The 12,720-nt window shown below is 39.0% G+C and carries 13 protein-coding genes and 2 tRNA genes; all 15 read right to left on the bottom strand.

Annotated elements, in window-relative coordinates:
• Nucleotides 1–119: 119 nt before the first annotated feature.
• Nucleotides 120–196 (bottom strand) — tRNA-Arg (locus CEF18_RS02150).
• A 6-nt stretch (nucleotides 197–202) separates the two neighbouring features.
• Nucleotides 203–276, bottom strand: a tRNA-Gly gene (locus CEF18_RS02145).
• 148 nt (nucleotides 277–424) lie between these two features.
• Nucleotides 425–940, bottom strand: coding sequence for a metallophosphoesterase family protein (locus tag CEF18_RS02140; RefSeq protein ID WP_110934957.1), 516 nt, complete (start codon nucleotides 938–940; stop codon nucleotides 425–427).
• A 21-nt stretch (nucleotides 941–961) separates the two neighbouring features.
• Complete coding sequence (locus tag CEF18_RS02135) at nucleotides 962–1,567, bottom strand: XTP/dITP diphosphatase (protein ID WP_110934956.1); 606 nt, start codon at nucleotides 1,565–1,567, stop codon at nucleotides 962–964.
• Between the two features lie 6 nt (nucleotides 1,568–1,573).
• On the bottom strand, nucleotides 1,574–2,341 hold the full coding sequence (gene rph / locus CEF18_RS02130; protein WP_110934955.1) for a ribonuclease PH: 768 nt from the start codon (nucleotides 2,339–2,341) through the stop codon (nucleotides 1,574–1,576).
• 370 nt (nucleotides 2,342–2,711) lie between these two features.
• A complete protein-coding gene (locus CEF18_RS02125) occupies nucleotides 2,712–3,890 on the bottom strand; it encodes a GerMN domain-containing protein (RefSeq protein ID WP_110934954.1) in 1,179 nt (392 codons plus the stop codon).
• A gap of 330 nt (nucleotides 3,891–4,220) precedes the next feature.
• Nucleotides 4,221–5,042 carry a glutamate racemase gene (racE, locus tag CEF18_RS02120; protein ID WP_110934953.1) on the bottom strand — a complete coding sequence of 274 codons (822 nt, stop codon included), beginning with the start codon at nucleotides 5,040–5,042 and terminating at the stop codon, nucleotides 4,221–4,223.
• A 22-nt stretch (nucleotides 5,043–5,064) separates the two neighbouring features.
• Complete coding sequence (locus CEF18_RS02115; RefSeq protein WP_110934952.1) at nucleotides 5,065–5,544, bottom strand: MarR family winged helix-turn-helix transcriptional regulator; 480 nt, start codon at nucleotides 5,542–5,544, stop codon at nucleotides 5,065–5,067.
• A gap of 373 nt (nucleotides 5,545–5,917) precedes the next feature.
• On the bottom strand, nucleotides 5,918–7,633 hold the full coding sequence (gene ptsP / locus CEF18_RS02110; protein ID WP_110934951.1) for a phosphoenolpyruvate--protein phosphotransferase: 1,716 nt from the start codon (nucleotides 7,631–7,633) through the stop codon (nucleotides 5,918–5,920).
• Complete coding sequence (locus CEF18_RS02105) at nucleotides 7,633–7,896, bottom strand: phosphocarrier protein HPr (protein WP_110934950.1); 264 nt, start codon at nucleotides 7,894–7,896, stop codon at nucleotides 7,633–7,635. Before CEF18_RS02105 ends, ptsP begins: the two co-directional genes overlap by 1 nt.
• A 297-nt stretch (nucleotides 7,897–8,193) precedes the next feature.
• Nucleotides 8,194–9,045, bottom strand: coding sequence for a PRD domain-containing protein (locus CEF18_RS02100; protein WP_110934949.1), 852 nt, complete (start codon nucleotides 9,043–9,045; stop codon nucleotides 8,194–8,196).
• 133 nt (nucleotides 9,046–9,178) lie between these two features.
• Nucleotides 9,179–9,403, bottom strand: coding sequence for a helix-turn-helix domain-containing protein (locus CEF18_RS02095; RefSeq protein ID WP_110937557.1), 225 nt, complete (start codon nucleotides 9,401–9,403; stop codon nucleotides 9,179–9,181).
• Between the two features lie 193 nt (nucleotides 9,404–9,596).
• Nucleotides 9,597–10,052 (bottom strand): acyl-CoA thioesterase, encoded by a 456-nt coding sequence (locus CEF18_RS02090; protein ID WP_110934948.1) that lies wholly within the window; start codon nucleotides 10,050–10,052, stop codon nucleotides 9,597–9,599.
• 132 nt (nucleotides 10,053–10,184) lie between these two features.
• Nucleotides 10,185–10,949 carry a succinate dehydrogenase iron-sulfur subunit gene (gene sdhB / locus CEF18_RS02085; protein WP_110934947.1) on the bottom strand — a complete coding sequence of 255 codons (765 nt, stop codon included), beginning with the start codon at nucleotides 10,947–10,949 and terminating at the stop codon, nucleotides 10,185–10,187.
• Nucleotides 10,946–12,718 carry a succinate dehydrogenase flavoprotein subunit gene (gene sdhA / locus CEF18_RS02080; RefSeq protein ID WP_110934946.1) on the bottom strand — a complete coding sequence of 591 codons (1,773 nt, stop codon included), beginning with the start codon at nucleotides 12,716–12,718 and terminating at the stop codon, nucleotides 10,946–10,948. The genes sdhB and sdhA overlap by 4 nt, the downstream gene beginning before the upstream one ends.
• Nucleotides 12,719–12,720 lie beyond the last annotated feature (2 nt).

Genomic DNA, 12,720 nt, shown 5'->3' with positions numbered 1-12,720 from the left:
TTTTTCAAAATAAAGCCAGCCATTAGGAAAAGAACTCACAGTTAAGTTAAAGCTGCCTACTCCTCTTTTAAAACAAACAAAAAACCCCTTGATAACCAAGAGGTTTGAAAGTTTATGTATGGTGTCCCAGGTAGGATTCGAACCTACGACCGACGCCTTAGAAGGGCGTTGCTCTATCCAGCTGAGCTACTGAGACATTATTTGGAGCGGGTGATGAGAATCGAACTCACATCATCAGCTTGGAAGGCTGAGGTTTTACCACTAAACTACACCCGCATATAAAACAAAACTTTATTACTATCGATCGGTCACTCTCTCAGTTATAAACTATGTAAAGAGCTGAGATTGTTTAAAATATTTTTGCGTTAGTAACTGTTTTTGTTAACAGCGACAATATCTAATATAAACAATCTCAGCCAATATGTCAACTGGTTTTCTTAAAATTTTTACTTAAATCTTCAATTTTATTTCCCGCCATAGATAAAAACGTCACATCTACCTCATCTTCTGATGTTTCCACAATCACATAAGTTCCGATTGGATACTGACGCGGAAGGCGGATACTGCCTGGATTAATGATGATTTTGTTGTTTTCCTGCATCGCTACAGGTATATGTGAATGCCCATGACATAAAATATCAGCTTCCTCTTCATTCCCACGTTCAATAAGATTCGTCGGTGTCATTTTAATATTTAACAAATGACCATGAGCAATTAAAAAGCGCGTATCTCTTACTTCCTCAACGACTTCTTCAGGGAAATCATCTCCAAAATCACAATTCCCGCGAACAGTAGTAACAGCCTCTAAGCAACCAGAATCCGATGTTAGTTCAGAATCTCCACAATGAAAGATAGCATCTACTTCTTGTTTATGACGATCGACAAGTAATTGGACTTCCTTTTCCCATCCATGACTATCACTCATAATTAAAGCCTTCATAGTTCCTTCACTCCTTACTACTTATTTATTCGTCGCGGCCCAATCATCCCAGTGATCTGCAAGAGCTAATAACGCTTTTGCACGATGACTAATTTTATTTTTCTCGTGTTTTTCCAATTGAGCCATCGTTTGTTCTGAATTTGGAATCTTGAACAATGGGTCATACCCAAATCCATGAGCCCCCATCAATTCATAACCAATCTTCCCTTCACATGTACCACGAACTGTTTGAACCTTGCCGTTAGGAAAAAAGATTGCAAGTGCACATACAAATCTGGCAGTTCTATCCTCGTCACGAACATTTTCCAGCTCACGCAAAAGCTTTTGATTATTTTCACCGTCATCTTTTTTTGGACCAGCAAATCTGGCGGAGTAAATCCCCGGAGCACCTTGTAATGCATCCACTTCCAAACCAGAATCGTCCGCTAAAACAGGCATGCCAATTCGTTTACCGATGGTTTCCGCTTTTTTTATCGCGTTATCTTCAAACGTTTTACCATCCTCTACTACATCAATTTCATCTGGCAGATCCAGGAGAGATTTCACCTGTAACCCACGTTCCTGAAAAAATGCCTCAAATTCCTTTACTTTCCCGCTATTTCTTGTTGCAATAAATATTTCCTTCATGTCTAACTACTCTCCATCCGCTTTACGGTCTCTTTTACTTGCTATACTATCCCCAAATGCACCTAGAACATTTTTCTGCATAAGAAATAATTCTTCAATACCCTTCTCCGCAAGATCGAGCATTTCGTTTAATTGTTTTCTGGAAAAAGTCGCTTCTTCCCCTGTACCTTGTACTTCGACTAACTCGCCGTCGCTAGTCATGACCACATTCATATCCACATTAGCTTGAGAATCTTCTACATAATCCAGATCAAGCATCGCTTGTTGTTTCTCGTCTACCCCAACAGAAATTGCCGCTAGATATCCTTTAAGAGGGTTAGACTTTACCTTTCCCTCTTTAATCAGTTTTTCAAACGCCAATCCCATCGCTACGAATGCTCCAGTAATGGATGCTGTTCTAGTGCCTCCATCGGCCTGTATGACATCACAATCAATCCAGACAGTTCGCTCCCCAATTTTATCTAAGTCAACCACAGACCGCAATGCACGACCAATCAGACGTTGAATCTCCATGGTACGCCCTGTAATTTTCCCTTTCGATGATTCACGAATATTACGTTGCTCTGTGGCTCTAGGTAACATGGCATACTCCGCGGTTACCCATCCCTTTCCTTTGCCACGCATAAAAGGAGGAACTCGGTCTTCCACACTCGCTGAGCAAATAACCTTTGTATCTCCAAAACTTATAAGTACAGATCCCTCTGGATGCTTAATATAGCCAGGCAGAATCTCTACATTTCTTAATTCGTCTATTTCACGATTTTCATATCTCATATATTTCCCCTTTCTCTCAATCAAACTGAAACTCATGTAATTATAGGATGTACATATTCGTCGAAAATCACTACATATGTAAAGAAAAGAAGAAGCAGCTCATTATAGCCACCCCTTCTCATCATAAATCTTTCCAACATCAATTTCAAATTTATAAGAAAAACGGCATAGCCGTCTTTTATTATTAAATACAGCGTCAGCTTCCACCGCCCCGAGTAGCACCTACGTAATTCGTGTAGGAGCTACTCGAAAGGAGGTGGACTTCCCTTGATACGCGCGGTGTGAAGGTAGCTGCCAATTTTATAAATTCTTATCTTGTAAGAAAAACGCGTAGAATCTTTTCTATCTATTTTGTTGTTTCGTATAATTATTAAAATCTTCCTGAGTTCACATGCGTTGGTCGAGCGACAGGTGCTGATACTTCCTGTCCATTACTTACCATTACAGATGGATCAGAATTTATAGAAAGAGAAACATCTTCCACTTCTTCTTGCTCCGTCAAAGAAAGTACGAGCATATTTAACGCTTCTTCAGACATCGCTGTACCATTTATCTGACTTAACAATCCTTCGTTGAAGTCAAGGTGCAACGTACCGTCTTTAAACGTAGGTTCCTCCATTAAGGCTACCTCTTCACGAAAATCCGTGAGTAATTGAGAGGTATAGGATGGTCCCTCCAGTAATTCATTTATTACCGCTTCATATTTATTTTCGGTTTCATTAACCCTTCTTGTTACAGGGACATAATAGGTTTCTTCGTTATTTTGGGCAAGAAAGTAGACAACTACTGGAGTTGTAGCTACAAGATCTGCTTGATCGTTCATTTCTAAGTTAATACCATGATCTCGTGTATAACCTTCCCCAATTGGCGTATCATTTTGCGGCATTGCCGTTAGTTCTTCTCCATTCATTTTCAACTTCACTCTGTCTACATCATCCAATTGTGTAAGAGTCCAGGTTAATGATTGAAGAATTTGCAGTTCCTGAGACGGATGATAATCATTGAATACCGTATTAAAATCAACTGTGGCAACACCTTGTTTGTCTACCGCTGATTCCACAACCTCTGTTCCAGCCGGAAGCACCGCCTGAAAACCATTAGGCAACTGTTCCGTGATTGGTCCTTCTTGCACAAGATGATCAACGAGAGTCTTTACTTCGTCTTCCCCTAACTCGATAGAAATCGATTGGGGAGCGACCATCCCGTTTTTATCAAGAAGATATAATTCTTGAACGTCCCCTGTTTCTAAAGCGCCACCCTTTTCTTTGGCATCTCCATTCTCTTCGGAACCACCTTTTTCTTCCGCTGTATTATCACCTTCGTCTACTTCTTCTTGCGTGATCGAACTAAGCTGATCACCCTCACTATTACTTTCTGCTTCAAATACTTCTAAATCTAGCTCTTCTTCATCCTCAATATAATCAATTTGCGGCGGGTCAATCTCTTCAAGCACATCATTTGTTTCCTCAGACCCACAAGCAGTAATGAGCATTACCGTTGCTCCAATGATTAACATCGTAGTACCTCTTTGTTTCCATTTGCGATGCATTGCATTCCCTCCTTGACTGTTTGTACTACAGATATATACGAGCTATCTTTCTTTTTAGACCAAAAGAAAAAAGTTCGCGGAGAAAAATGCGAAAAAAGAATGAGTAACTGGGATATCGATAAGAAAAACACAAAGCGTTTTTTATTAAATACAGCGTGATCTTTAAAGCCACCCCGAGTAGCACCTACGTAATGCGTGTAGGTGCTACTCGAAAGGAGGGCGAACTTCCCTTGATGCGTGTGGCGTAAAGATAGCTGTCAACTTATACTTTCTATCCAAAAAAGCCCATCCATAAAGGAATAAATAAAGGATAGGCTGATAAAATGATAACTAATACCATTCACTTACTTCTAGTTTATTCAAATCAGTTACTTTCACAATCAAATCATCACGGTCAAGCCAGTCGGAGGCAACCTTTTCAAATGTTTCCGGAAACCCAGTCGTATAGAAAAGATGAATCGGAATTCTTGTACCAAAATAAAGCAATTTATTATGATAAAGAAGTGCACTAACTTCCCTAGCTGTTTCGTCACCGGAGCAAATGATATTAATATCGGGACCGGCTATCTCCTGAATTTTAGCTAAAATCAAAGGATAGTGCGTGCAGCCCAGAATTAAACTATCAATATCATATTCTAAAATAGGCTTTAAGGCATGCTCAATAATCTCAGTTGCGTGATTTCCTGTGAAACCTCCACTTTCCACGAGGGGCACAAGCGTAGGACAAGCTACACTTACTACTTTCACATCATTATTAATAGACGTTAATTCTTGGTAATAAGCCCCGCTGGAGATCGTACCTTCAGTACCAATAACGCCAATATGATTTTTTCGTGTGCTCTTTAACGCGGCAATCGCCCCGGGATGAATTACTCCAATCACGGGTATGGATAGCTTCTCCTTCGCTTCCTCTAATACAACGGCTGTAGCTGTATTGCAAGCAATTACTAATAGTTTAATTTCATGAAGCAAGAGATAGTCAATCATTTCCCATGTATATTTCCGTACTTCTTCTTCATGTCTTGGACCATACGGGCATCGGGATGTATCTCCAATATAAATAATTTCTTCTTTGGGTAATTGCCGAATCAGTTCAGATGCGACCGTCAGCCCGCCAACTCCTGAGTCAATAACTCCTATAGGTTTATTCAATGGTAAACGTCCTCTTCCTTAATTAAAATGATTTCCAGCTTTTTGCATCACGTTTCATTTCATCGTAAAGATAACGTAAGTTTTTTTCTAAAATATCAACGTCTTCTCTCGAGAAGTCTTCTAAAACACCTTGTAAATATCCTTGCCTTTGGTTAATCACTTCGCGTATTATTGTTGTACCTTTATCAAGTAAATGAATTCTAACGACACGTCGATCTTTGGAATCCTTGACACGTTCAACTAATTCATTTTTTTCCATTCTATCCACTAAATCAGTCGTCGTACTGCAGGCTAAATACATTTTTGATGACAATTCGCCAATCGTCATATCGCCAAATTCATGCAACCATTGTAAAGCGATAAATTGAGGAGGTGTAATAGGAAATTCATTAAGAATCTCTCGTCCTTTTTGTTTGACAATGTCTGCAATCATTCGCAGTGATTTTTCAATATGTTCTACTTGTACCTCATCGATTTTTTCTACATGCTTTTGTTCAGGCATTGCCTTCCTCCTTTCGATTCCTATGAATAGTTCTATTTTCCTTCTTTTTCGGCTATATTTCAAGTGATTCCTCAGAATTCCTCAGGACAAGACTTGCATTACCTGCGAACTTGTCTCTATAAGAAAAACGCAAAGCGTCTTTTATTAAATACAGCGTGATCTTTAAAGCCACCCCCGAGTAGCACCTATTTAGTGCGTGTAGGTGCTACTCGAAAGGAAGCGAACTTCCCTTGATGCGTGTGGCGTAAAGATAGCTGTCAACTTATAAATTCTTATCTTACAAAACAAAACGCTGGTTAAAAACCAGCGTTTGTTTCTACTTTATTCTATTCTAAACACTTAATAAAGAGCATGTTCAAATAGTAATATCGTATTAAAGAAACGTTTTTTCAACCAGTTGCTTCACTTCTTCAGAAGTATTAAGTTCTAAAGCTTTCGTTGCAACCGATTCTGCTTCTTCTTTTGATATTTTACGTAATTGACTCCTTGCGGGTAAAACGGATGTGGCACTCATACTGAATTCATCCAGTCCTAAGCCTAGAAGTAATGGGATAGCAACTTCATCGCCTGCCATCTCTCCACACATGCCTGTCCATTTGCCTTCCGCGTGAGAGGCATCTATGACCATCTTCACTAAACGAAGGATTGCTGGGTTATAAGGCTGATACAAGTAAGATACTTGTTCATTCATCCGATCAGCAGCCATCGTATACTGAATTAAATCATTTGTACCAATACTGAAGAAATCAACTTCCTTAGCAAATTGAGGCGCCATTACAGCAGTAGATGGAATCTCGACCATAATTCCCACTTCAATCTTTTCACTTACCTCAACATTTTTATCGATGAGTTTTTGTTTTTCTTCTTCAAGCATCGCTTTCGCTTGTCTGAATTCATCAAGTGTTGCAATCATCGGGAACATGATTTTCAAGTTACCAAATGCACTCGCTCTTAATAAAGCACGAAGCTGCACTCGAAACATGTCATCTTGTTCTAAACAAAGACGAATAGCACGGAAACCTAAGAATGGATTCATCTCTTTCGGAAGATCTAAATAAGGAAGTTCCTTATCGCCACCTACGTCTAAAGTCCGAATTACAACAGGTTTTCCATCAAGGTTTTCTACAACCTTTTTGTAAGATTCAAATTGCTCATCCTCGTTTGGCAGTTCATCTCTTCCCATGTACAAGAATTCTGTACGGTATAAACCGACTCCTTCTGCACCGTTGTTCAACACACCTTCGACATCTTTTGGTGTGCCAATATTAGCAGCCAACTCTACGTGATGACCATCTTTAGATACAGAAGGTTCATTCACGAGCTTCGCCCATTCTTTCTTTTGCTCTTCATGATCCGCCAATTTTTGACGATACTCGGCTAATTCTGCTTCAGAAGGATCAATAATAACGTTCCCTTCTAAACCATCCACAATAACGGTCACACCTTGCTCAGAGTCTTTTGTCACGGTCTTCGATCCAACTACCGCCGGAATTTCCATCGATCTCGCCATAATAGCCGAGTGAGAGGTTCTACCACCAATATCTGTCACGAATCCTTTGACAAACTTTTTGTTAAGTTGCGCTGTATCTGACGGTGTTAAATCTTCCGCGATGAGAATGACTTCTTCATGTATCTCCGCAAGAGAGACAATCGGACTACCAAGAACGTGTGCTAAAACCCGCGTCGAAACATCACGAATGTCTGCAGCACGCTCTCTCATATATTCATTATCCATCGCTTCAAACATGCTAATAAATTGATCAGCAACTTCTTTTAAAGCAAAAGATGCATTTACCTTATCATTATTGATTTTTTGTTTAATCGGATCAACGAGTTCAGGATCACTCAAGACGAGAAGGTGAGCAGAAAAAATTTCTGCATGTTCTTCGCCTAAATCTTCTAACATTTTTTGTTTAATCACTTCTAGTTCAGCCTTTGATTTTTCAAGGGATGCATCAAACTTCTGTATTTCTTCATCTGGGTTATCCACAGTCTGCTTTTCAACAGTTAAATCAGGTGTTTCAAGACGAAAAGCTTTTGCTATGGCGATCCCAGCAGATGCTGCAATGCCGGAAAGCTTTTTAGCCATTAATCAGAGAGTCCTTGCTTCATAACTTCTTCAAGTCCTTTAATAGCTTGATCAGCATCTGGACCTTCAGCTTTAATAGTTACTTCAGAACCTTGTCCAACACCTAAAGACATTACGCCCATGATTGATTTCAAGTTAACAGATTTACCGTTATAAGCCAATGTAACTTCTGACTCGTATTGACCTGCTTTGTTCACCAATTGAGTTGCTGGACGAGCGTGAATTCCTGTTTCTGCTGTAATTTTAAACGTTTGTTCTGCCATGTTTAAACACTCCTTCTCCATAATGAGTTAATTATAATAGTACCCTTCGGATAATTCAAATACTTCCAATTATAAAACATAAACTCCTCTTACTATTTATACCCTTATTTCGATCTTCTACGCTACATTTCCTCTTAAACACAGAAGATTTCATTAAAACAGCATATAAAAAGACATGAGTAATGGCTGTCTATGAAAAGTGAAGAATAAACTTCAATAAAGAAAAACACACTAGCTTTTTTCCTTTTCATACACACCTCTTCACTCATGCCTGAAATTCAGTAACACGTAAACGAGTTATGCTTTATTATGTTGTTCTGCAATTAAGGATCTAAGTGAAATCATTAATTGGATAACTTCTGCATCACTTATTTTAAGGTCGGCAGATTTCTCAATCATCCGAATGACGTTTCGAGATATATTATAGCACAATGGATTATTTTTCTTCAAGGATAAAATGATTTCTTTGTCCACTTTAGAAGCAACGTCATCCAAAGGGTCCTGAATCATATTTTTTAATTGTCCTGTAAACCTGCGAAACGAACGAGTATCCTTTTTATTAGGTTCAACCATTTTTTCCTCTACATATTTCACACACCTTGTAAAAAGGTCCGAGGTTGGAGAGATCATGGTGTCAGTATGACGAATGGCACTTTGAATATGTAGCGTAATGAAGCCTATCTCAGCATCCGGCAATTTAAGTTCCGTCGCTTGGAAAAGAAATGCAACAATATCCTCAGCGATTTTATAGGTATCATAATAAAGCCATTTTGTTTCGGTCAAAAATGGATTTTGAATATCTGTGCCATCTCTTGTTCTTTGCAGAGCTAAAGCTAAGTGTTGAGTGATCGCAAAGTGAATAGTATCTTCAATCTGGAAACCAATAGAATCATGAATTTTTTCAATTGCTTCATGAATGATAAGTAACGTTTCTTCCGTTTCCTTAGTGACTAGATGAATATACTTTTCCTTTTCTCTTTCATCCACAAGGGAATATATTTTTTCATAATACGTCGCCTCGAATGTGTCTCCGAATTTTTTCCCGAATCCTATTCCTTTGCCAATAAAAATCACTTCTTCATGGCTAGAAGATTCTGCAATAACAACATTATTATTTAATATTTTTTGAACGTTAAATGGTCCTTTCATAACAGCCGGACACCCACTTTAAATATTTTCTATTTTCATCATATAGAATATCTAAACGTTTCGTCAATGAAGAATAATTGCCAAATATTTATGAAAACAGAAAACCGGCCCCTCTTCAAGAAGCCGGTTTTCATTAGATTTTCAGTTCTCCTAATCGAACCAATTCAATTACAGCCTGAGAGCGCCCCTTAACTCCCAATTTTTGCATCGTATTGGAAATATGATTACGAACTGTCTTCTCACTAATAAACAATTGAGAAGCAATCTCTTTCGTTGTCTGATCTTGAACTAAAAGCTCAAACACTTCTCTCTCGCGTTTTGTTAAAAGTGGTTTCGGCCTGAAATCGTGATCCTTCAATAGTTTCACCCTTTCTTGCACGGGCTGTTTAAACCATGATTTAAGCGAAGATTTAGTCATCAATAGCTTATGTAAAACATATTTCATATGTGACTGTAATAAAGACCCACCCGTTTCAAAGAAGCTAAAAGTGACAAGAAAATGCAGAGCGTATTTTGTTAAACCGCATCAGTTTTTTACGACCCGAGTAGCATCATAAATTAACTAAATTTCCCAATATATTTTTAATATCTGTTTCCCATGCAGAAGATTTACCTGTTTTCTTTGAAACTTGAACGATACTACCTCTGCCAGTCATACAAACTTCTTTGTTCTCATTAAGAATTACGTAATGTAAATCAAGAGAGGAAGAACCAACCTTGGCAACTTTTACCCCTATGTTGAGTTTCTCATCAAAAAAAATCTGCTTCCTGTAATCACATTGCAAATCAGCAGTAACAGGAATGTTCTCTCCGGTACGGGACATCCAACGTTGCATGAGTCCTGTTTCCTTAAAAAATTCAATTCTGGCTGTTTCGAAATAAACAAAAGACACCGTATTATTTAAATGACCAAAAGCATCTGTTTCAGAAAATCGAACAGATACAGGAAAGAAAAGTTGGAATTCATCTTTCCAAGTCTCCAAGTCCTTTATGTAATCAGGTTTCATAAAAGCCCCCCTAACGAATGAGTATTCATTCATTTTATTTTTTAAGAAATAGAGCGTGACCAAAGTCACCCTCTATCCTCAATATTTATTGCAAAGACTTCCTTGCTTTACATGATCTACATCCCACTTATATTATGCTGTGTGGTCTGTACCAAAGAAGTTTTTAAATGATTGAAGCGTTGTTTCCCGGTTCAAAGCTGCGATCGACGTTGTCAATGGGATTCCTTTTGGACAGGCTTCTACACAGTTTTGTGAGTTACCACAGTTCGAAAGTCCGCCATCACTGTCCATCAATGTTTCAAGTCGTTCTGCCTTATGCATTGCACCTGTAGGGTGAGCATTAAAAAGGCGAACCTGAGACAATGCAGCCGGTCCAATAAATTCAGACTTACTGTTTACGTTCGGACAAGCTTGTAAACAAACACCACATGTCATACATTTTGATAATTCGTATGCCCATTGTCTTTTTGCTTCAGGCATTCTCGGCCCTGGTCCAAGATCATACGTTCCATCAATTGGCACCCAAGCTTTAACTCGCTTAAGAGAATCAAACATGCGACTGCGATCAACCACAAGGTCACGAACAACTGGGAAAGTATGCATTGGCTCAAGTCGAATTGGCTGCTCCAGCTGATCAATTAAAGCTGTACAGGATTGTCTGGGTTTACCATTTATGATCATTGAACAAGCTCCACAAACTTCCTCTAGACAGCTCGCTTCCCATGCCACTGCAGTTGTATCTTCTCCACTTTCATTTTGAGGATTTCTGCGTATCTCCATTAAGGCGGAGATAACATTCATATTTGGTCGATAAGGGAGTTCAAATCTTTCATCATATGATTCCCCTGTGTCGTTCTTTTGACGTTTGATCACGAGCTTGATTGTTTTTTCACTCATGCTTTTTCACCCGCCTTTTTCTTCGCTGTATAGTCACGCTTACGAGGTTTGATTAATGAAATATCAACTTCCTCATATTCGAATTCAGGATCTTTCGTTATCGGATTAAATTTAGCCTTCGTTGTTTTAAGGAATTCCTCATCATTTCGGTCTGGAAACTCAGGCTTATAATGAGCTCCGCGACTTTCATTTCGATTCAAAGCCCCAATTGTCACAACTCGAGCCAAATTCATCATTGATCGTAATTGTCGAATAAAAATAGCACTTTGATTGCTCCATTTCGAGGTATCATCAATATTAATATTCTCATATCTTTCAAGGAGTTCTACTATTTTTTCATCGGTTGCTTTAAGTCTATCATTTTCTCGGACAACAGTCACATTTTCCGTCATTAATAATCCTAGTTCTTGATGAAGTTTAAAGGCATTTTCTGTACCTTTCATTGATAGGACCTTGTCAAAATCAGCTCTATCTTTTTGTTTTTGAGCTTCATAAATATCATCTGGTAAATCTTCTGCTGCCTTCTCTAGACCTTCGATATATTTTGCAGCGTTAGGTCCGGCGACCATTCCCCCATAAATCGAAGAAAGTAGCGAGTTAGCACCTAAACGGTTCGCACCATGAATGGAGTAGTCTACTTCACCAGCTGCAAATAACCCAGGAATATTGGTCATTTGATCGTAATCTACCCATAGTCCTCCCATGGAATAGTGAACAGCCGGGAAAATTTTCATAGGGACTTTTCGAGGATCATCACCCATGAATTTTTCATAGATTTCCATGATTCCACCAAGCTTTAGATCCAGTTCTTTAGGATCCTTATGAGAAAGATCTAAATAAACCATGTTTTCTCCATTAATTCCACGTTTTAAATCTACACACACGTGGAAAATTTCACGTGTAGCAATGTCTCGCGGAACAAGGTTTCCGTAGGCAGGATATTTTTCCTCCAAAAAGTACCAAGGCTTACCATCTTCATCATAGGTCCAGACTCGTCCACCTTCTCCTCTAGCTGATTCGCTCATTAAACGGAGTTTATCATCACCGGGGATAGCAGTCGGGTGAATCTGAATAAATTCACCATTTGCATAATAAGCACCTTGCTCATAAACAGCAGCAGCTGCATATCCTGTATTAATCATCGAGTTTGTTGATTTCCCGAAAATAATTCCAGGTCCTCCAGTTGCAAGAATAACTGCATCTGCACGGAAAGAATGAATTTCTGAAGAAGTGAGATCTTGAGCAGTAATCCCTCTACAGGAACCGTCTTCGTCAAGTACTGCTTTTAAAAATTCCCAGCCTTCGTATTTATTTACAAGTCCGCTTACTTCAAAACGACGAACTTGCTCATCTAAAGCATATAGTAACTGTTGGCCAGTTGTTGCCCCGGCAAACGCTGTACGGTGAAATTGTGTACCTCCGAAACGTCGTAGTGCTAAAAGCCCTTCCGCTGTACGGTTAAACATGACTCCCATGCGATCCAAAAGATGAATAATTCCTGGTGCAGCTTCACACATTGCCTTTACAGGAGGTTGGTTAGCTAAGAAATCCCCACCATAAATAGAATCATCAAAATGCTCCCATGTAGAATCGCCTTCACCTTTCGTATTTAAAGCCCCGTTAATTCCTCCCTGTGCACACACGGAGTGAGACCGTTTTACAGGTACGACAGAAAATAAATCGACAGACATTCCTGCTTCTGCTGCTTTAATTGTTGCCATTAAACCGGCAAGACCGCCACCAACAACAATTATTTTTCCTTTGCTCATAT

The sequence above is a fragment of the Salipaludibacillus neizhouensis genome (genome assembly GCF_002886185.1).
Taxonomy (GTDB): domain Bacteria; phylum Bacillota; class Bacilli; order Bacillales; family Salisediminibacteriaceae; genus Salipaludibacillus; species Salipaludibacillus neizhouensis.
The sequence above is the reverse complement of the archived record's forward strand: the minus strand, read 5'-3'. Positions and strand labels throughout refer to the sequence as shown.

Excerpts from the sequence above, each read along its gene's own strand:
- CEF18_RS02140 (WP_110934957.1), bottom strand. The coding sequence starts at position 940 with ATGAAGGCTTTAATTATGAGTGATAGTCATGGATGGGAAAAGGAAGTC.
- CEF18_RS02135 (WP_110934956.1), bottom strand. The coding sequence starts at position 1,567 with ATGAAGGAAATATTTATTGCAACAAGAAATAGCGGGAAAGTAAAGGAA.
- rph (WP_110934955.1), bottom strand. The coding sequence starts at position 2,341 with ATGAGATATGAAAATCGTGAAATAGACGAATTAAGAAATGTAGAGATT.
- CEF18_RS02125 (WP_110934954.1), bottom strand. The coding sequence starts at position 3,890 with ATGCATCGCAAATGGAAACAAAGAGGTACTACGATGTTAATCATTGGA.
- CEF18_RS02115 (WP_110934952.1), bottom strand. The coding sequence starts at position 5,544 with ATGCCTGAACAAAAGCATGTAGAAAAAATCGATGAGGTACAAGTAGAA.
- ptsP (WP_110934951.1), bottom strand. The coding sequence starts at position 7,633 with ATGGCTAAAAAGCTTTCCGGCATTGCAGCATCTGCTGGGATCGCCATA.
- CEF18_RS02105 (WP_110934950.1), bottom strand. The coding sequence starts at position 7,896 with ATGGCAGAACAAACGTTTAAAATTACAGCAGAAACAGGAATTCACGCT.
- CEF18_RS02100 (WP_110934949.1), bottom strand. The coding sequence starts at position 9,045 with ATGAAAGGACCATTTAACGTTCAAAAAATATTAAATAATAATGTTGTT.
- CEF18_RS02090 (WP_110934948.1), bottom strand. The coding sequence starts at position 10,052 with ATGAAACCTGATTACATAAAGGACTTGGAGACTTGGAAAGATGAATTC.
- sdhB (WP_110934947.1), bottom strand. The coding sequence starts at position 10,949 with ATGAGTGAAAAAACAATCAAGCTCGTGATCAAACGTCAAAAGAACGAC.
- sdhA (WP_110934946.1), bottom strand. The coding sequence starts at position 12,718 with ATGAGCAAAGGAAAAATAATTGTTGTTGGTGGCGGTCTTGCCGGTTTA.